Annotated in this window: 13 protein-coding genes; all 13 read left to right on the top strand. The window is 62.8% G+C overall.

Translation table 11 applies throughout. The annotated features are described in order from the left end of the window. Window positions 1-79: 79 nt before the first annotated feature. A complete protein-coding gene (locus VGC56_RS10500; protein WP_464124850.1) occupies window positions 80-1,078 on the top strand; it encodes a heme-binding protein in 999 nt (332 codons plus the stop codon). A gap of 94 nt (window positions 1,079-1,172) precedes the next feature. Next, window positions 1,173-2,399, top strand: coding sequence for a Vgb family protein (locus VGC56_RS10505; protein WP_464124851.1), 1,227 nt, complete (start codon window positions 1,173-1,175; stop codon window positions 2,397-2,399). A gap of 201 nt (window positions 2,400-2,600) precedes the next feature. Next, window positions 2,601-3,032 carry a hypothetical protein gene (locus VGC56_RS10510; RefSeq protein ID WP_464124852.1) on the top strand — a complete coding sequence of 144 codons (432 nt, stop codon included), beginning with the start codon at window positions 2,601-2,603 and terminating at the stop codon, window positions 3,030-3,032. A gap of 17 nt (window positions 3,033-3,049) precedes the next feature. Next, window positions 3,050-4,888, top strand: coding sequence for a GMC family oxidoreductase (locus VGC56_RS10515; protein ID WP_464124853.1), 1,839 nt, complete (start codon window positions 3,050-3,052; stop codon window positions 4,886-4,888). Next, window positions 4,885-6,009 (top strand): ferritin-like domain-containing protein, encoded by a 1,125-nt coding sequence (locus VGC56_RS10520; protein ID WP_464124854.1) that lies wholly within the window; start codon window positions 4,885-4,887, stop codon window positions 6,007-6,009. Before VGC56_RS10515 ends, VGC56_RS10520 begins: the two co-directional genes overlap by 4 nt. Next, window positions 6,006-6,182 carry a nuclear transport factor 2 family protein gene (locus tag VGC56_RS10525; RefSeq protein ID WP_464124855.1) on the top strand — a complete coding sequence of 59 codons (177 nt, stop codon included), beginning with the start codon at window positions 6,006-6,008 and terminating at the stop codon, window positions 6,180-6,182. Before VGC56_RS10520 ends, VGC56_RS10525 begins: the two co-directional genes overlap by 4 nt. 6 nt (window positions 6,183-6,188) lie before the next feature. Next, window positions 6,189-7,208 carry a nuclear transport factor 2 family protein gene (locus VGC56_RS10530; RefSeq protein ID WP_464124856.1) on the top strand — a complete coding sequence of 340 codons (1,020 nt, stop codon included), beginning with the start codon at window positions 6,189-6,191 and terminating at the stop codon, window positions 7,206-7,208. Between the two features lie 479 nt (window positions 7,209-7,687). Then, entirely contained in the window at window positions 7,688-8,263 is a 576-nt protein-coding gene (locus VGC56_RS10535; protein WP_464124857.1) for a hypothetical protein, read from the top strand. After that, window positions 8,263-9,873 carry a GMC oxidoreductase gene (locus VGC56_RS10540; RefSeq protein WP_464124858.1) on the top strand — a complete coding sequence of 537 codons (1,611 nt, stop codon included), beginning with the start codon at window positions 8,263-8,265 and terminating at the stop codon, window positions 9,871-9,873. The genes VGC56_RS10535 and VGC56_RS10540 overlap by 1 nt, the downstream gene beginning before the upstream one ends. Then, entirely contained in the window at window positions 9,870-11,036 is a 1,167-nt protein-coding gene (locus VGC56_RS10545; RefSeq protein WP_464124859.1) for a ferritin-like domain-containing protein, read from the top strand. Before VGC56_RS10540 ends, VGC56_RS10545 begins: the two co-directional genes overlap by 4 nt. Continuing rightward, entirely contained in the window at window positions 10,955-11,395 is a 441-nt protein-coding gene (locus VGC56_RS10550) for an SRPBCC family protein (RefSeq protein WP_464124860.1), read from the top strand. Before VGC56_RS10545 ends, VGC56_RS10550 begins: the two co-directional genes overlap by 82 nt. A 13-nt stretch (window positions 11,396-11,408) precedes the next feature. Continuing rightward, entirely contained in the window at window positions 11,409-11,831 is a 423-nt protein-coding gene (locus VGC56_RS10555; RefSeq protein ID WP_464124861.1) for a hypothetical protein, read from the top strand. 77 nt (window positions 11,832-11,908) lie between these two features. Beyond that, complete coding sequence (locus tag VGC56_RS10560; RefSeq protein WP_464124862.1) at window positions 11,909-12,619, top strand: hypothetical protein; 711 nt, start codon at window positions 11,909-11,911, stop codon at window positions 12,617-12,619. Window positions 12,620-12,726: the final 107 nt, after the last annotated feature.

The raw sequence follows: 12,726 nt of genomic DNA on the forward strand, positions 1-12,726 counted from the left end.
GATTCCAACGCGGCAGGTTTGAGCGGACGATCGTAATATTTGAGCATCGTCTACACTCGATCATGGAAGGATGGGGGCCATGGATCTCAAACCGGATTTCTCGTTTCGACCGAAGCTCGACCTCAAGAGCGTCGCGCACTTCCCGTTCCCGCAAATCCCGAACCCGCTGGGGCCGTTGGCGGCGCTGCCGGGGGCGTGGATCGGCCATGGCTTCAACACGATCTGGCGTCCGAACCACACGCCCGGGCAGGACCGCTTCCTTGAGCTGAACCTGAGGGACGAGACATTTGAGGCGAACGCCGTCAGCGGTGCGATCCCGAACCGGGGCTCGCTCCAGCAGGACATCAACATGTTCGGCGTCCACTACCTCCAGCAGATCCAGGATTCGAACCTGCACGAAGGGCTCCATTTCGAGCCGGGCATCTGGGCGACCGTTCCGGCCACGAGCGACCCGATCGAGCCGCCGACGGTCGTCCGGATGGGCTCGATCCCGCATGGAACGGTGCTCCTGGCGCAGGGTACGGCGAAGGAGATTGCAGGCCCCCCTGCCATCCCGGCGGTCAACATCGACCCGTTCCCGATCGGCAATCCCGGCGGCCACTCGCCGTTTCCGGAGCAGAACCTCGCCCAATCCACGCCCTTCCGGACGCCGGCCCCCGGAATAAACGGGATCAATCAGGCGATGGTCAACAATCCGAATTCGGTGCTCCAGGCTGCGATCGCCGGTCAGACCATCACGCACACCACGGTGCTCGAGGTCACCACGACCGCGACGCGGGTTCCGGGCGGCGGCACCGCCAGCACCGCTTTCCTGCAGGGCACCCAGCACGGCCCGAATGCCGACGCGGTCCAGGTCGTCGCCACCTTCTGGATCGAGACGGTGAAGGGCACCGGCGGACATCCCGATTTCCTTCAACTTCAATATTCGCAGACGATCCTCCTCAACTTCAACCGACTCTCCTGGCCGCGTGTCACGGTCGGGACGCTGCGGAAGAAGACACCGGTGCAAGTGCCGATCCAGTGGATCGACCCGAAGATCCCGCTCGAACTGCTCCAGCAGGCGGAGAACCGCGGCTGAGCGACAGGCTGCGGGATCCGGCGCGGCTGGTGGCGGTGACGGCGCAGACGTCGGGCGCCGGCGATACGTGAGGAAAGGACGAGGGGGCAGCGCCATGGGCACTAAGGCGACGAAATTCCTGGCGCTCGCATGCATGGGCCTCGCCGCCGCAGCGGCCGCAGCACCGCCTCAGGGCATCGAGGAGATTCAGCTCGACTGGGCCAGGCTACCGCGCATGACGGGCCACCCGCCTTCGCACGCCTTCGGCGACGGCATGGGGGCGACCATGGGCGAGCAGGCGGGTTCGACACATGAGATCGCCTTCGTAACCGGCGCCCGGCCGGAGGTCGTCGTGTCCGGGCAGAACTATGGAGGCCTCGCCCGCATTGGCGCCGACGATCGGATCGTCTACCAGCGCCTTCCGCTCGGGAGCGGACCGCATGGCTTGGCTTTCGATGCTGACGGGCTGCTCTGGGTCACGCTCGAATTCACCGGCCGCGTCGTCGCTTTTTCTGGGGACGGCCGGAAGGTGCGCGACATCGATGTCCGGATCGCGTGCCCGGGCTGCGCCGTCCCGCTCAACCCCCACCCCCACGGCCTTGGCCTCGCACGCGACGGCCGCACGGCCTGGTTCACCGGAAAGGCCACCGGAACCGTATCGCGGATCGCCGCCGACGGCACCGTCGCGACCTACCAATTGCCGACGATCGGCAGCGTACCAATCTACATCCGTCCCGGCCCGGATCCGATCGTGGCTCCGGGAGCGACGCCGCGCGAGACCATGTGGGTGACCGAACTTGCCGGCAACGCAATCGCCGCAATCTCGGTCGCGCCGCCAGGCAGGCGGGGAGATCGCGGCGCTGCGCTCCAGGGGGATATCGTCGAATACGGGATCCCGACGCCGAACAGCAGGCCGATCGCCGTCGAGGAAGGGCCGGACGGGAGGATGTGGTTCAGCGAGGAAGCCGGCGGCAAGGTGGGCCGGGTCGAGGCGAGCGGCAAGATCGCCGAATTCATCCTGCCGACGCCGTCCGGTCGGCCGCCGCTCCTCCTTGCCGCTCTCGCCTTCGACCGCGACGGCAACCTCTGGGTCCAGCAATATGTCGATCACGCCCATCCCGAGCCGGGCGCCAGGGACAGGCTCGTACGAATATCCGCGCGCATCGCGAGGTCGGATCCCGGCGGGCTGCGGCCCGAGGACTTCACCTGCTTCCCGGTCGCGACGGTCCGCACCGTCATGCACCGGATCGCGCGGGCGCCCGACGGCCTCCTGTGGTTCACTGAGATGAACGCGAACAACGCTGGTCGTCTCGATCCGAGGGCGACGGGGCAGACCTGCTGAAGGGGCCGCCGGTTCACCGGCGAAGATGGACGCATCCTGAAATGCTTCGTTGCCATCTCGGCCGTGGGCTAAGAGCCGGATCCGGTCAGGGGAAACCCGACAATAATTTTAGTTAATTCGTCCGTTTCCGATGCATTGTAGATACTGGCTTGCAATTGCTTCCTCTACCTGATCTGTATTGTTGGAACCGTGGGGTAGGCAATGGACGAAAAGGGGATCGAGGCGTTCTACGCCTTGTCGTGTGAGCTGACCGGCTTTGATCGGGTTGAACTCGACGGAACGGGCGTCGGAAATATCTACGTAGAGCAGGTCACGAAGAATATCGGGCCCGATACCGTGGCGACCTTGTTCCGCGTCTGGAGCGACATAGAAAACCGCTGCCCGCAGGGGCAGCGGGAGCGCGAGATCGCCGAGCGCATCTTTGACGAGCCTGAGCTTCGCGCCGCCGCGGAGCGGATCGTCATGCTCTGGTATACGGGCAGCTGGTATTACGTGCCGCCGTTCGACACGCAGGTCGTCTCGGCGGAAACCTATATCGAAGGTCTGATGTGGAAGGCGATCCGAAGCCATCCCATCGCCGCTAAGGCGCAGGGATACGGCGCCTGGGCGCTCCCGCCCCCCTCCGCCGCCTGAAAATAAAGGGAAGCAGCATGCGCCATCAGGTAGCGGCGGACGTGAGCGCCAACAGCTACGACGTCGTCATCGTCGGGGCCGGAATATCCGGATCAATCCTCGCCAAGCAACTCGCCCGCCAGGGACGCAAGGTCCTCATTCTCGAGGCCGGCACCGACCAGGCCTTCGAATATGAAGGCTATCGCAGCAATCTCGACACCTACTACCGCGCGAATGCGAAGGCGACGAACGCACCCTATCCCGCCAACGGCAATGCGCCGCAGCCCGACGTGCTGGACATCATCTCGACCGACCCCGTCGCGGACAGCCGCGGCTATCTGGTCCAGCAAGGGCCCCAGCCGTTCAAGAGCGACTATCCCCGGCAGGGCGGCGGAACGACTTTGCACTGGCTGGGGACGTGCCTCAGAATGCTCCCTGAGGATTTCGAGATGCGCAGCCGTTACGGCGTGGGCCTCGACTGGCCGATCTCCTATCGCGACCTCAAGCCTTATTACGAAATGGCCGAGCGCGAGATCGGCGTGGCGGCCGAGGTCGAGGATCAGGCCGAGCTCGCGCGGATGCTTGGCCTCGGCGACGACTATTTCGGAGCGGATTACGTCTATCCGATGCACCGCATCCCGATGAGCCACAGCGACCAGGTCTTCGCCAAGGGGCTCGGCAATTGCACGATCGACTATGACGGCCGCCCCTATCCGATCCGGGTGACGAGCACGCCCCAGGGCCGCAACGGGATGCCGAACAAGGATTATGCGGGCGGCTACACCCCCGTCGGAGCGGTCGGCAATCCGGAACTCGGCCAACGCTGCCAGGGGAATTCCTCCTGCGTGCCCATCTGCCCGGTCCAGGCCAAGTACAACGCGCTCAAGACGCTGAGCGCGGCCGTCGATACGGGCAATGTCGACGTCCTGACCCAGGCCGTGGCGTCGCAGCTCAAGCTGGACGGGGCCGGGCGCGTGACCGAGGTGGTCTACAAGACCTATGCGGATCCTGCGTCCAATGCATACGACGTCCGCTCCGCCTACGGCACGATCTTCGTCCTCGCGTCTCACGTCGTCGAGAACGTCAAGTTGCTGCTTGCCTCCGGGATCGGCACCGATGCCACCGGTCGCTACCTGATGGACCACCCCGTCCTCCTCAACTGGGGGCTGATCGACCAGGTGCTCGGCACCTTTCGCGGACCGGGATCCACGGCAGGGGTCGAGAGCGTCCGCGGCGGGGATTTCCGCAGTCGCCGCGCCGCCTTCCGCATGGAGATCGACGATTGGGGCTGGAACTGGGCCGCGAACGCCCCCTACAGCACGGTCGAGGACCTGCTCCACGGGAAGCGCCTGTTCGGCAAGGCGCTCCGCAAGTCCCTGTTCGACCACGCGCAACGCCAGGTCCGCTTCGGTTTCCTGATGGAAGTGCCGGCCGACCCGGCGAACCGCATCACCATCGCGGACGCCTATCGCGACCGCATCGACAATTTCCGTCCGGTGATCAATTTCGACCTTCCCGACTACACCAAGGCCGGGATCGCGGAGGCGCGGCGGACGTGTGAGCAGCTCTTCGCCAAGCTGAACATCGAGGACCACAGCCTCTACCTCGATACCGATCCGGGTCATTTCGAGTGGCAAGGCGTCGGCTATACCTGGCAGGGCGCCGGCCATTATATCGGCGGCCACGTGATGGGCACGGAGCGTAGCCGCTCGGTCGTGGATCGCGACCAGAAGGTCTGGGACCATGACAATCTCTGGCTGGTGGGCTGCGGCAACATGCCGTCGGAGGGAACCTCGAACCCGACGCTGACGATGGCGGCGCTCACCTTCCGGGCCGCAGAAAAGATCGGCCTCGCGCTGAACGGAGGTGCGGCATGAGCGATCGCGATCTGCCCAGATATATCCAGACTATCGAGGAGCTGCGGGCGCACCTTCAGGCGGCCGTTGAGCTGGAGCATTCCACCATCCCGCCCTATCTGTGCGGCCTCTACACGATCCGTAGCGGCAAGAACGAAAAGGCGGCCGAGATCATCCGGACGGTGGTCGTCGAGGAGATGCTCCACTTCGTCCTCGCAGCCAATGTGCTGAACGCGGTCGGCGGCTCCCCTTCCGTGGCCTTTCCCAGGTTCGTCCCGGCCTATCCGGCGACCCTGCCGCTCGGCACGGGCGGCAAGCTGGAGATCAACCTTCTCAAATTCTCGGAGGAGGCGATCGATACCTTCCTGGCCATCGAGAAGCCCGCGCAGCCGGCAATGCCGAAACTGCTCGGCACGATGCTGGAGGCTGCGGCGACCAGGCACGTACCCGTCGAGCCGGGGCAGCTCGCCGACATGCTGAGGCGCGGCGAGATCTACGATTCCATCGGCGACTTCTACCAGGCGATAGAGGACGGGCTGAAGGGCCTCGAGGCAAGAGCGCAGGAGGATGCGAAGACCATCTTCGTCCCCGACGACGGCTTCCAGATCACTCGCAATTATTATTACAACAGCGGCGGAGAGGCGTTCCCAGTCAGCGACCTCGACAGCGCCCTGAAGGCGCTCAAGACGATCGTGGACCAGGGCGAAGGCTATGACCGCGAGATTTTCGACGGCGACGATGTCGTTTTCGGCGAACAGCGCGAGCTCGCTCATTATTACCGCTTCAACCAGATCAAGCTGGGCCGATGCTATGTGGCCGGCGACACGCCGCAGAGCGGCCCCACCGGGGCCACTTTCGAGGTGGATTATGGCGGCGACGCCGTCTGGGACATGATGCCGAACCCGTCGATAGCGAGGCTTCCCGAAGGCTCGGTACGCGACGCGGGCGCGCAGTTCAGCGCCATCTACACCGATCTGCTGCGGATGCTCGATGCCGGCGTCAACGGGAAGCCGGACCAGCTCATCCCGGGCGTCGTGCAGATGTTCACCTTGCGCGACGGCGCACTCGCGCTGGTGCGCATCCCGCTGCCGAACGGCGGCAATGCCGGCCCGTGCTTCGAGTTCACAGGAGACCAGCAATGAGCGTCGACACCAATGAAGCGACGGTCGCCCGGCTCGGCAAGGCGTTCGGAAGCGGGGACCTCGAAACGGCGCTCGCTTGCCTCTCGGAGGATGTCGTGTGGGAGCTCCCGGCGCCGTCCCAACTCCCTTATGGCGGCAGTTACCAGGGCCATGCGGGATATTCCGACTGGTAGCGCCGGGTGAAGGACACTCTCCACTTCAAGAAAGTGATTGTCCAGCCGCCGGTCGGACAGGACGGCACGGTCGTTCTCCTGGGCCACGAATTCGGCACCGCGAAGGCGACTGGGCGGGATTACCAATGTACCTGGGCGCAGGTCTACAGCTTCGCCGCCGATGGCCGCATCTCCCACATGCTGCAATATTTCGACCCGGCCGAGATCCTGCGCGCTCTGGCGGAGCCGTCGACGCTGCCAACGATCCCGGCGGGGTTCGGCCTTCCCTTCTTCTATTCCTCGCTCACGAACTTCGAGGTGATGCACCTCGTCGACCCTGGCCGCGTGGCACCGTACCTGGAGGGGACGGGCCTCGCCGCCGCCACCTTCGGAGGCCGCGCCTGCGCCTCCTACAATTACCAGGGCTATACCGGCCCGTTTCCGAACGGCACCGGCTTCACGCAGGAGATCGAGCTCAACATCGTCTCCTATCCTGAGGCGCTCGCCGGCCGGACTGTCGAAATGAGCTTTCAGGAGTTCGTCCTCGGCAACGACCAGACCAAGCTGTTCGGCAGCCACCGGGTCCACGTGCCGTGCGACTCGCCGCCCGCCATCGCGGCCGGCGTTCAGTTGTTCGGCGAGCCGAAATTCCAGACCACCTTCGCCACCAGCATACCGGCGCTGAACGACCCGAGCGTCGAGACATGGACGGTTACCTGCAACGATCCGGACGATCCGAAGGTGGCGATCTTCACCGGTACTGCCGATCTGCGCGGCCTTCCCGTGCTGACGGCCGACATCTCTCCGCAGACCGAATATGGGCGCCACGACGGGGAGCTGATCGGCTGCCGCTGGAACATCCTCCAACCCTATTGCGCCTGCCTGCTCGGCGCCGGCGAGTCGAAGCGCGTCGGCCTGCAGCTCGGGCAAAGCCGCCATCCGATGCGGGCTGATCTGGCCGCGTTGATCGGCGAAGCGCCTGCCGCGGCCGTCAGAACCTTCCAGTCCGCTCCCGCAGCCATACAGAGTCGCGCCTATTTCGTCTGAGCGCCTATCTCTCCGTCGTGCACCGGGCGTCGCGACAGCGTTGTATAAGTGGAGCGGCTCGCCACTGCGGCCCGCGCTCCGGCTTCACCGTCAGCCGCCGCCCGGATGGCCTCGATCAGAATCTCCGACACTCCCCTGGCCGCGGTTGGCTATGCGCCGATCGCGCCCGCAGCATGATCAGAAATTCTGATGAACACGCGAAATCGCTGAGTTGCTAGTGTTTGGTATGTCGCTCAGCAAAACTGGAGGTGCAGCATTGCACTTTGCGCTTAGTCCTCTAAAGTCGAGCCCCGGGGGCCTCAAATCGATAATCGCCCGAAACGTAGGGCTTAAGCCCTGTGTACAGCTGGCTTGCGGGGGGATTCAGCAGGCGGAACTAGGACCCATCTGGAGATCCGGATAATGCCTAGGCGACATAAAAGTGGCGGCAGCGGGCTTTAAGTCGATCGAATCGGGGGTTGGAAGAGGGGACACCTGAAATGGCTGAAATTACCGCGACATTGAGTGATCTTCCGCTCTCGACGCTCCCGATCGCGAACGCGGCCGTCGAGGCGAACCTTCTGGACCATGAGGATGACTTCCTTCCCGGCGCTGCCCGTGAAAAGCTGTGGGAGATTTTTGTCGAGATCGGTCGCACCTGGCAAAACGTTCGTAACGACTCCGCGGGCCTCCGGAGTTCCTGGCTGGAGTTCGTCGAGGCGAAAACCAAGTCTCCGCCGAGCTATGTCGGTGAATATGCCAATGGGGTTTCGGTGATGCAGGAGCTCGTCGGGCTGCTGGGCCGGGAGGAAGCTTACCGGATGCTGTTCTTCGCGAGCGGTGTCCCGGACAAGCCGCCAGTGACCCGACTGGCGCATGCCAAGAAATATGTCGTCGATGAATTTATCGCAGTCCAGATCACCGCAAGTGGTTTTCGCGGCTTTGTGGACAACGAGTTCTCGACCAACCGACCACTCAATTACGCCGGCTTTATCCGTGGCTCACGCTACAACGAACGACCGACTGCACGTTTGTACGCGCCGGCGATGACCACCAGGGCCGCGGAGGAGGCATGATGCCCAAGCATTACCGCTATGTCCTCATCGGCTCCGGGGTCGCCGCCGTCACGCTGGCGAAACAGCTGCTTCAGGAAGACCGGGCTACTTCCATCCTGATGCTCGAGGCGGGACCGCGAGTGCCACGCGGAGACCGACGGGGTTGGTGGGATTATGTCCTGACCGGACGCAAGCCCTATGATTTCTGCTACGACATTCCGGGTGAGAACAAGACTACAGGCGACGGCACTAAGTGGGGTTACGAAGGCGCCCGTATTATGGCGTATGGCGGTTCAACCGGGCATTGGGGCGCGTGGAGTCTGCGCTACAAGCCCGAAGATTTTGAGCTGTTCACCAATACAGGCGAAGGTGCCGACTGGCCGATCGATTATAACGATCTCGACCCCTATTATCAGCAGGCAGAAGACTATCTCTCGGTCTGCGGGGATACGAAGGAAAGCTGGAACGCCAATCGCGCTAATCAGCCTTTCCCGCGCCCGGTTTTCGGTTGGACCGAGGCCGATGGTCTGATGGTCGAGTCGTTCAAGAAGAACGGCATCGAGCCGGGAAACATGCCCATCGCGCGCTACCGCAAATGCATGGCCACCGGCACATGCAAATATTGCCCGATCGGCTCCCGCTACACGGCGCACGACGTGCTGGACGAGCTCGTTGAGGACCCCCGCCACGTGAATTTCGTGATGCGCTGCCTGTCGCCTGTGACAAAGCTCGTTGCCGACCGGAAGTCGCATATTGCCGCCGCAGAGTATCTGGATACCAAGTCGGGGGAGACGATCTCCGTCACCGCGGACATCTTCGTGGTTGCCGGCGGGACATATGAAAGCCCGAAATTGCTGATGCGCTCTAAGAGCGCCTTCTGGCCCCAGGGTATTGGCAACGACAACGACCTGGTGGGTCGCCACATCGTATCGCACTCCTTCCTGCGCGTCAGCGGGACTCTCCCGGCCAACCGACGGCGCTGGCTGCAGGAATTCGATTTTCCAACGCTGATGTCCCGCACCTACGACGCCCCCGAATATCAGCAGGACGGCAAAATCTTCCTGTTCAAAAACCGTGCCTTGCCAAACGTGGATATCGCGCGGCTGATGAAGAAGGGGCAAACTCGCGAACAGATCCGGGCAATCCTCTCCGGTCCGATGACCTTCGAACTGCAGGCATTTTACGAGGAGAAAGGTCAGTATCAGAACCGCCTTATTGAGCGGCCTGGGACTAACCGTTTCGGGCTGCCGCTGATGAGCATAAATTATTCGCGCGAGACGAAGTTCGGCGAGCGCACCCAGCGCCAACTGGCACGGATGAAGCCCGTGATCGACGACATGGGATGCGGGGAGGTCAAGACCTTCGTCGATGATCCAGGCGGGCACCATGCCAGCGGCACGTGTCGGATGGGCGAAACGCCCGAACATGGCGTCACCGACAAAGACATGAAGGTATTCGGCACCGACAACCTCTACGTCTGTTCGAACGCCGCGTTCCCGACCTGTGCGGCGGTTAATCCGACGCTGACCCTGGCGGCTCTGACATTGCGTCTGGCCGAACATTTCATCGGCAATTCGTCCGTACGGGTCGCCCACGAGACGGTGCAACCAACGGTGGAGATTTCCGCGTGACCGCCATCTCTCCTGAGCAGCCTGCCATCCTGGATTTAGTCACGCGGCTGCGGGCTGCCGAGCTCGTTGCGGGCGCGGAAAACAAGGCCGATCAGCGGAGCGCAATCATCTCGGCGCTGAACGGGGCAGTCACCCTCGAATTCGCCACCATTCCGCCCTACCTGACGGCCCTCTGGACGATTAGGGACGAGCGCCATCCGCTGGCCAACTCGCTGCGCAACATCCTCCAGGAGGAAATGCTGCACCTCGCACTGGTGTGCAACATGCTGGCCTCGATCGGGGGTGAACCACGGATCAACTCGGCTGCTCCGACCTATCCCGGCAAGCTCCCGCTGGGGGTGCACCCCGAACTCACCATCCCGCTCGGCCGCTTCTCAAAAGAGATGCTTCAGGTGTTCATGGAGATCGAACGCCCTGCGCATATCGATCCCGCCCATGAGATCATCGACGAGGAAATCGGCATCGATGGCCATGGCGATTTCACCATTGGGCAGCTGTACGGCAAGATCCTCTCTGCCTTTCAGCAGCTCGATCCTGAATTCTCGCAGGACCGGCAGGTCACCGGCCCTTTGTCGTGGATTCCGATCCTGTCCCTCGAGGACGTCGCGAAGGCGATCGACATCATCGAGAGGCAGGGGGAGGGCAGTATCGGCCGCCCGGAGGAGCGCCGCGGCCATCTCGCCCACTATTGGAGGTTCGCTGAAATGTATCACCTCCAGCAGCTGGAAAAGGACGCCAACGGCGCGTGGCGTCTCGGCGCCCCGATCGAATTCGATTTCGACGCCGACGTGTGGCCCGTGGCCAATGTGCCGGAGGGAGGATATCAGCTCGACGAGGCCGCCGAACCCGAAGCGAGGCATCTGCTTCGCCAGTTCAATCTGACCTACTCGAAGCTGCTCGATTGTTTGCAGGGAACGTGGTCCGGCGACAGCGGGCAGGCGATGATCTTGAAAGCCATCGAGGCGATGTTCGACCTCGAAAAATACGCCAAGCCGCTGATGCAAATGCGCCGGCCGGGCGGGGAGTCCAATTACGGTCCAGACTTCCGCTACATTCCTGCGTATGAAAGGGAAGGTTCGTCATGGCCGGTGATGGCTACCAACATTGGAGAGTTGTCCGAACCGTCGGACTTGCTGCTCCGCGCGACGCCGTCTGGGATCTGATTGGCGGCTTTTACACGATCCATCATTGGCATCCTGATATAGCCCTCACGGAGCTTCCTCAGGAGCAATGCGATACGCGTCAGGTGCGGCGGCTGCTCACGTTTCCGGGGCAGCCAAAGACGACTGAAGAGCTGGTGATGATGGACAATGACGACTGCCATTATCGATACAAATGGCATGCCGGCCAGTGGGGCGAAGAAGTCCGGAACTATCACGCCTCGCTTCGAGTGATTGCGGGGGATCTGGACGCGGTCTGCATGGTGCAGTGGGCCTGCGAGTTCGACTATCCCAGCGATGCGATCAGCACATTCTACGGGAACGGGTTCCGGTCGCTTTCCGAGCGTTTTTCGGCGTCGTAAAGGAGTAGTTCAAGTGGGAAGCACCTTAGAAATCAATGACACCCTTCAGCTGACGACCGCTCAGGGCTTTCCCGCCGAAATATTCAACCTCGAGCGGCACCGCCAAAACCCTATAATGCTGGAGGAGGTCGGAGACCGGCTGTTCAGTTTTCAAGGCAAGGTGGGCCCGCGTTTCTTCCATCTCGACCCTGTCCGAGTTTTCTGGTTCCATAACCTTGGCGGACGATGGCTGGCGTGGGGACATGTGCTCATGCAGATGCAGACAATCTCGCGCAATCCGGATGCGGCCACGCACAGAGGCGCAGCTAACGTCAGCGAAGCCAATCAATGGGTCACGAGCGGCACGTACAAGGTCGCGCAAATCTATGACCCGGACTATCAGCGAGCGTTCACGCGCAACGACCTTCCGGCGTCGCTTTCCTATTCGCCTGATTAGAGCTTCGTTGCTCCAGCAGGACGGCATGAGCCAGACGACGGCATATGTTCTCGTGGTTCCAGCGAAAGGGGGGAATGATGCGGTACTTCATCGGAACGACTGCAGGTGTGGCTTTGGTCGGCGGGATCTGCGTTGCACTGGCGATTCCTGCCGCCTCACGCCCCCCTGCGCATCGGGCGGCCGCGCACGCTCCCGCCAAGGCCAGTCAAGCGTCTGGAAGCTGTCCCGTTGCGGGGATCGATCCCGAGGCCAATCAGCCCTTGGCCGAGTGGAAGGAGCCTGGCGTCTCGACCTGCCGACCGCGAATGGTGAACGGCTATCCGGTTCCCGACGCCACTTGCACGCCGGGCGCGATAAATCCGACCTTGACGCTTGCCGTTCTTCAGAACCCGAAATTCAGGACAGGGCTGTGTGTTCGCGACAACGCAACATCGCCCGGACAGAAGGACAAGACCTACCGATGGTATGGCATCCCAAAGCCTGCTCACAACACCGGGCAGACCCAGACATGCGAAAAGGACCATCTTATATCGCTTGAGCTGGGGGGTGCCGATACCCTCGCCAACATATGGCCCCAATGCGGCCCATCGAAGACGGTTCTGCGAAAGCGCTATTTCAAGCAAAAGGATCTGGTTGAGAACTTTCTCGCCGATCAGGTTAGAGAAGGCGCCATTCCGCTCGCCGATGCGCAGCAGGGCGTTGCGAGCGACTGGACGCAATATATCGATGCGGCAACGGCATATTACGCCCGTCACGCCGCGACACGTCGACATCCCTCGGATCAATAGCCGCGGTCCACGCTGGATCGGCAGTGCCACGGCGTGCGTGCGACTCCGCTAATTGGCATTCCTGCGAGGGCAGGGCTCGCCGCTGTAGGACACGGCGAGCCTTCGGA

The sequence above is a fragment of the Allosphingosinicella sp. genome (genome assembly GCF_036403745.1).
Taxonomy (GTDB): Bacteria; Pseudomonadota; Alphaproteobacteria; order Sphingomonadales; family Sphingomonadaceae; genus Allosphingosinicella.

Excerpts from the sequence above, each read along its gene's own strand:
- VGC56_RS10500 (WP_464124850.1), top strand. The coding sequence starts at position 80 with ATGGATCTCAAACCGGATTTCTCGTTTCGACCGAAGCTCGACCTCAAG.
- VGC56_RS10505 (WP_464124851.1), top strand. The coding sequence starts at position 1,173 with ATGGGCACTAAGGCGACGAAATTCCTGGCGCTCGCATGCATGGGCCTC.
- VGC56_RS10510 (WP_464124852.1), top strand. The coding sequence starts at position 2,601 with ATGGACGAAAAGGGGATCGAGGCGTTCTACGCCTTGTCGTGTGAGCTG.
- VGC56_RS10515 (WP_464124853.1), top strand. The coding sequence starts at position 3,050 with ATGCGCCATCAGGTAGCGGCGGACGTGAGCGCCAACAGCTACGACGTC.
- VGC56_RS10520 (WP_464124854.1), top strand. The coding sequence starts at position 4,885 with ATGAGCGATCGCGATCTGCCCAGATATATCCAGACTATCGAGGAGCTG.
- VGC56_RS10525 (WP_464124855.1), top strand. The coding sequence starts at position 6,006 with ATGAGCGTCGACACCAATGAAGCGACGGTCGCCCGGCTCGGCAAGGCG.
- VGC56_RS10535 (WP_464124857.1), top strand. The coding sequence starts at position 7,688 with ATGGCTGAAATTACCGCGACATTGAGTGATCTTCCGCTCTCGACGCTC.
- VGC56_RS10540 (WP_464124858.1), top strand. The coding sequence starts at position 8,263 with ATGCCCAAGCATTACCGCTATGTCCTCATCGGCTCCGGGGTCGCCGCC.
- VGC56_RS10550 (WP_464124860.1), top strand. The coding sequence starts at position 10,955 with ATGGCCGGTGATGGCTACCAACATTGGAGAGTTGTCCGAACCGTCGGA.
- VGC56_RS10560 (WP_464124862.1), top strand. The coding sequence starts at position 11,909 with ATGCGGTACTTCATCGGAACGACTGCAGGTGTGGCTTTGGTCGGCGGG.